General features: G+C 44.7%; 2 protein-coding genes. Both read left to right on the forward strand.

What is annotated here, in order from left to right:
• Window positions 1-327: ribosome silencing factor (gene rsfS / locus WBA23_RS00990; RefSeq protein WP_424580363.1), on the forward strand; the 327-nt coding region annotated here is incomplete at its 5' end.
• 70 nt (window positions 328-397) lie between these two features.
• Window positions 398-1,888 (forward strand): ATP-dependent zinc metalloprotease FtsH (ftsH, locus tag WBA23_RS00995; RefSeq protein WP_424580364.1); only part of this gene is annotated, 1,491 nt, incomplete at its 3' end.

Genomic DNA, 1,888 nt, shown 5'->3' on the forward strand with positions numbered 1-1,888 from the left:
GAAAAGAAAGCCGAAGATATTGTAAAACTGGATTTAAGAAAAGTAAAAAATGCGGTAGCCGATTTCTTCGTCATTTGCTCTGGTAATTCTGATACGCAACTAGACGCAATTGTTAACTCTATTGAGAAGGAAATAAAGGAAAAAACCGGAGAAAATCCCTGGCACCGGGAAGGTAAAGAAAACCGAGAATGGATGCTACTCGACTATGTCAATGTAGTAGCCCATGTTTTTACGCACGACCGCCGGGAGTTTTTTGCTTTAGAAGAACTTTGGGGCGATGCAGTAATCACCCCCATAGATTCGGATGTATCGCTCAAAACTTTGTAGTAAAAGTATGCGTTCGTAGTTAAGTTTAACTAAATTGCATTTCATTCAGAATAAGGATATTATCAAATAAATGGCAGATTCTAAGAAGAAAAAAATGATGCCGAAGCCCCCGCAACGGCCCAACTATCCAATATGGATTATCGTAACCTTACTGGCTTTGATCTTGGGGGTTACGTACTTCAATAAAAGCAACTCTACGGTTAAGATTGATCAGCGTCGCTTCGATAAAATGTTAAGCGAAGGTGATGTAAAGGAGGTAATACTAATTGCTCAGCAAAATAGAGCGGAAATTACACTTACCTCAGAAGCTTTAGAGAAACCAGCGTATCGCAATGAACTAGAAGAGCGTAATCCGTTCCCGATGATGTCGGGGCCACACTATCTTCTAAAGATACTGGATGCGAAAGTTTTCGTTGATGATTTTAATGAAGCGCAGAGTGATTTACCCGAAAGCGAGCGCATCGGTTACGGGGTAGAAGAACGCTCCGATGTAGTTGGCTGGTTGTTCCAATGGGGCTTTCTATTCCTACTGCTGTTCGGCTTCTGGTTTTTGATGCGGCGAATGGCCGGAGGTGGTGGCCCGGGTGGACAAATATTTAATATTGGAAAATCCCGCGCTGCTCTATTCGATGCGGAGAATAAGGTGAACATCACGTTTGACAATGTAGCAGGGTTAGACGAAGCCAAGGAAGAAGTCCGAGAGATCGTCGACTTTCTAAAAAACCCATCTAAGTACACTAATTTAGGAGGTAAAATACCAAAGGGTGCTTTGCTCATTGGTACACCCGGTACCGGTAAAACATTATTAGCCAAGGCGGTAGCCGGTGAAGCGGGAGTTCCTTTCTTCTCCCTATCTGGTTCCGACTTTGTAGAGATGTTTGTTGGGGTTGGAGCCGCACGAGTACGCGACTTGTTCAAACAAGCTAAGGAAAAGGCCCCTTGTATTATATTTATTGACGAGATTGATGCGGTAGGGCGAGCGCGAGGAAAAGGAGCTATGCCCGGTTCTAACGATGAGCGCGAAAATACGCTCAACTCCTTGCTGGCTGAAATGGATGGGTTCTCTACTGATTCGGGAGTAATTATTCTGGCCGCCACTAACCGCCCCGATGTGCTAGACTCTGCTCTATTGCGCCCCGGACGCTTTGATCGCCAGATTTCTATTGACAAACCAGATATTGTTGGCCGGGAAGCTATCTTCAAGGTACACTTGAAGCCTCTAAAAACATCAAAGGACATTAACCCTAAGAAACTAGCCGCGCAAACCCCCGGTTTTGCTGGAGCTGAGATTGCCAATATTTGTAATGAAGCCGCTCTGATTGCGGCTCGAAGGGATAAGAAGGTTATTGAAACCCAAGATTTTCACGATGCTATTGATCGAGTTATTGGTGGACTAGAGAAGAAGAATAAAATAATTTCGCCCGAAGAGAAAGAAATTGTGGCTTACCACGAGGCTGGTCATGCGGTAGCCGGATGGTTCTTAGAACACGCTGATCCTTTGGTGAAAGTAAGTATTGTTCCTCGGGGAGTTGCTGCTTTAGGCTACGCGCAGTATCTACCT

The sequence above is a fragment of the Tunicatimonas sp. genome (assembly GCF_049647865.1).
Classification (GTDB): domain Bacteria; phylum Bacteroidota; class Bacteroidia; order Cytophagales; family Cyclobacteriaceae; genus Tunicatimonas.